Source organism: Bartonella sp. CL70QHWL (assembly GCF_042194855.1).
In the GTDB taxonomy this organism is placed as follows: Bacteria; Pseudomonadota; Alphaproteobacteria; order Rhizobiales; family Rhizobiaceae; genus Bartonella.
Genome location: NZ_JBHINJ010000053.1, coordinates 1 through 3,729 on the forward strand (window position 1 = coordinate 1; position 3,729 = coordinate 3,729).

The 3,729-nt window shown below is 41.3% G+C and carries 1 pseudogene; it reads right to left on the reverse strand.

The features are described from left to right. Positions 1-3,729: pseudogene (locus tag ACFIJZ_RS09390) on the reverse strand (hypothetical protein); the annotation flags it as partial.

The window sequence follows — 3,729 nt, forward strand, 5'->3', positions numbered from 1 at the left end:
CCCTCCATTCGCCACCTTCATAGCTAGCTCCTCCTCCTAAATACATCGCTAGCGTCTGATGCAAGGAATAAAGCTGATTGCCCGTAATCGCCTCTGTCGAACCTTCAGAGATATCGCCATCTAAAACTGACTTCAGTTTGCTCTTACTTCTTTTATCTCCCTTCCCATGAAGCGCTACAAACGCACTGTCTTCATCACTCCACAACAACGCATTCTGCTCAATATTGTCTGAAATCTCATTATGAAGCTTTGTAAATGAATTGCTTACACCGGCAAACGCTTCAGCAATATTGGGATAGCTATGCTCTTCTGGACTACCATCATCATTAAATGTCGTAACTTTGAAAGTAGGTGCTACCCATTGACCATCTTCATAGTGAGCGCCACCACCAAAATAAGTCGCTAGCGTCTGATTCAAGGAATAAAGCTGAGAACCATTCACTGCTTCTGTCGAGCCTTCAGAAAGTGTGCCAGCTTTCACGCCAGAGAGACTACGTGCATCACCATTCATATTTGCAATTGTGATTGCACTACCCTCTTTTTCACCACCTATCTTGATTACCTTCGTAGCATCATCCTGCTTAACAAGACTATCTCCTACAACTCTATTAATCTCATTCTGAAGCTCTTTATGAATATTCGTGAATGAATTCCCTACACCTGCAAACGCTTTAGCAACATCATCATAGCTCTGCTCTTCAACAGCACTACCATCCTCATTAACGGTCTTAACTTTGAAACTTGGAGCTCTCCATTGACCTTCCTTATATTCAGCGCCACCACCTAAAGATTTAGCTATATTCGTAGCTGTTGTTTCAAGATTGTTTGACACACTGCTTACATTTTGATTGGTCGCAAAAAGCTGTGAACCATTCACTGCATCACTCGATGCTTCCGAAAGCGTTCCTGATTTCACACCAGAAAGGATCCGTGCAGCACCATCAATATTCGAAAGCTTAACTTCTGTACCACTCTTTTCACCCCCTACACTAATAACATGTGTCTTTTCATCTTGCTTAACAAGACTATCTCCTACAACTTGGTTAATCTCATTCTTAAGCTCTTTGTGAATATTTGTGAATGAATTCCCTACACCAGCAAATGCTTTGGCAACATCATCATAGCTCTGCTCTTCAACAGCACTGCCATCTTCTTTGACAATCTTAACCTTAAAGCTTGGAGCACTCCATTGACCTTCCTTATATTCAGCGCCACCACCTAAATAAGATGCAACAGTCTTATTCGTATCAAAAAGCTGAGAACCATTGATCGCATCACTTGAGCTTGCAGAAACCTCTCCATTGGAAAGAAACTTAATTTTACTGTTGCCTTTCCCAGCACCCTCTCCATGTGTCGCTACAAACGCATTATCTTCATCACTCCACAACAACGCATTCTGCTTAATATTTTCAGTAACCTCCGTGTTGTTTTGGGTGAACTCTTTTTGAAGATTCTCAAAAGATGTTCCTACACCAGCAAATGCTTCCGATACATTATCATACTTCTTCTCTTCAACTTTAGTACCATCCTCATTAACGGTCTTAACTTTGAAACTTGGAGCTGTCCAAGCGCCACCTGCATAACTAGCATCACCACCTAAAGACTGCGCAACACTGTTACCTAGAGCATATAGCTGATTTCCTGCTACAGCATCGCTTGAGCTAGCAGTAATGTCACCATTTGCAAGCGACGTTATCTTGCTGTTGGTCTTCTCACCGTCTTTTCCTCCATGCGTCGCTACAAACGCCTCTGCGTCCTTATTCCACAACAGCGCATCGCCTTGAACTTCCTGAGTAATATTCGTGACTTTGTCATTAAAGTCTTTAACCACATTCGTGAAAGAATTACCAACACCTGAAAGAGCTTCTGAAACACTATCGTACTCAGCTTCTTCTGATGTGCCATCTTCTTTAAGGTGTGTAACTTTAAATCTAGGCAACAACCATTGATCTTTCTCATACTTAGCATCACCGTTTAAGTACGATGCAAGATCTTTTCCTAAGGAATAAAGTTGGGAGCCATTTACTGCATCTGTCGATTCTTTCGTAATATCTCCTGCCGCAAGGAACTTAATCTTGCTGTTTGTCTTTGCACCATCTTTTTCTCCATGCAAGGCGACAAAAGCACCATCAGCCTTGCTCCATGATAAAGAATCTTGTGCAACTCCTTCTGAAACTTCCTTAATACGAGCGTTGATAGTGCTCATGCTGTCATTAATGTCATTAAACGCACCTGCAACATTATTACTGCTCTTCTTATCACCTTTCGTACCATCATTGCTGAAAGTCTGAATTTGGAAATCCGGATCTTGCCATTCGCCTTTCTCATTATAACCAGCACCTCCACCAAAATAGCCAGCAAACTGTTTTTGCAGATCATAAATCTGTCCACCCGTAATCGCATCACTCGAGCCTGATACTATAGAGCCAGCTGCAAGTGATGTAATCTTACTCTTGCTTTCCTTCTCTCCATGCGTCGCTACAAATGCCTCTGCGTCCTTATCCCACAACAGCGCATCGCCTTGAACTTCCTGAGTAATATTCGTGATGTTTTCAGTAAGTTCATTAAACTTATTCGTTAGGTTGCTATTTACATTCTTGAAATTCGTATCAATGCTTTCAATGGCTAAACCAACATCACTATAGGATTTTTCTACTTCCTCGCCTTTTGCATCAACACTGGATAATTTATAGGTTGGACCCGTGAAAGTACCATCTTTAAAGCTTGTACCTCCACCTAAGTATTCCGCAATATCCTGAGAAACCTTAGAAATCTGACCGCCATTAACCGCATCATGCGAATTCTCACTAATCTGACCTTCGGCAACATTATGCAAACCAACAGATGCAGAACCCTTACCTTTACCCAAAGTCACACTCGCATAATTAGTGATGCCATTATCACCATCTTTTTTATCATAGTGAACAACAGCCGATTCATCAGACTGAAGATTGTTAGAAAGCTTCTCTAAACTTTTATCAAGTTGCTCTTTGTTGACTGCTTCATTATTCTTCGTTGCTTCCTTCACACCGGAAAGTATTCTATCCCCTTTGTCTTTATTTGCGATATTGATTTCACTGCCTTCTACTTCTGTACCAATATTGATAACTTTTGTCTTTTCATCCTGCTTGGCAAGGCTATCACTGACAACATTAGTAATTTCATTGTTAATCTCTTTGCGAACATTGGTGATGGAAGCACCAACTCCAGCCAATGCCTCCGCTACAGTTTTATATTCCTTATCTTCAACATCACTACCATCACCTTTGACAGTTTTAACTTTAAAGCTTGGAGCACTCCATTGACCTTCCTTATATTCAGCGCCACCACCTAAATAAGTTGCAACATTGTCCCCTAAGGAATAAAGCTGACCACCTGTAATTGCGTCCCTTGAATCCTTAGCAATATTACCTTCGGCAACATTATGAAGTGCAACTGGTCCTGCATCCTTACCTTTACCTAAAGTCACACTGCTATAATCAGTTTTACCATCTGCCTGTTTATCGTAGAGAACCACTGCTGAATCATCAGACTGAAGGCTGCTGGAAAGATCCTTCAGACTTGCATCAAGCTGCGCTTTATTGACTGCTTCATTGTCATTCTCTGCTGCCTTAACACCAGAAAGTGTCCGATCTACTTTGTCTTTATTTGAAATATTGAGTTCTGTACCTTCTACTTCTTTACCAATAGTGATAACTTTTGTCTTTTCATCCTGCTTGGCAAGGCTAT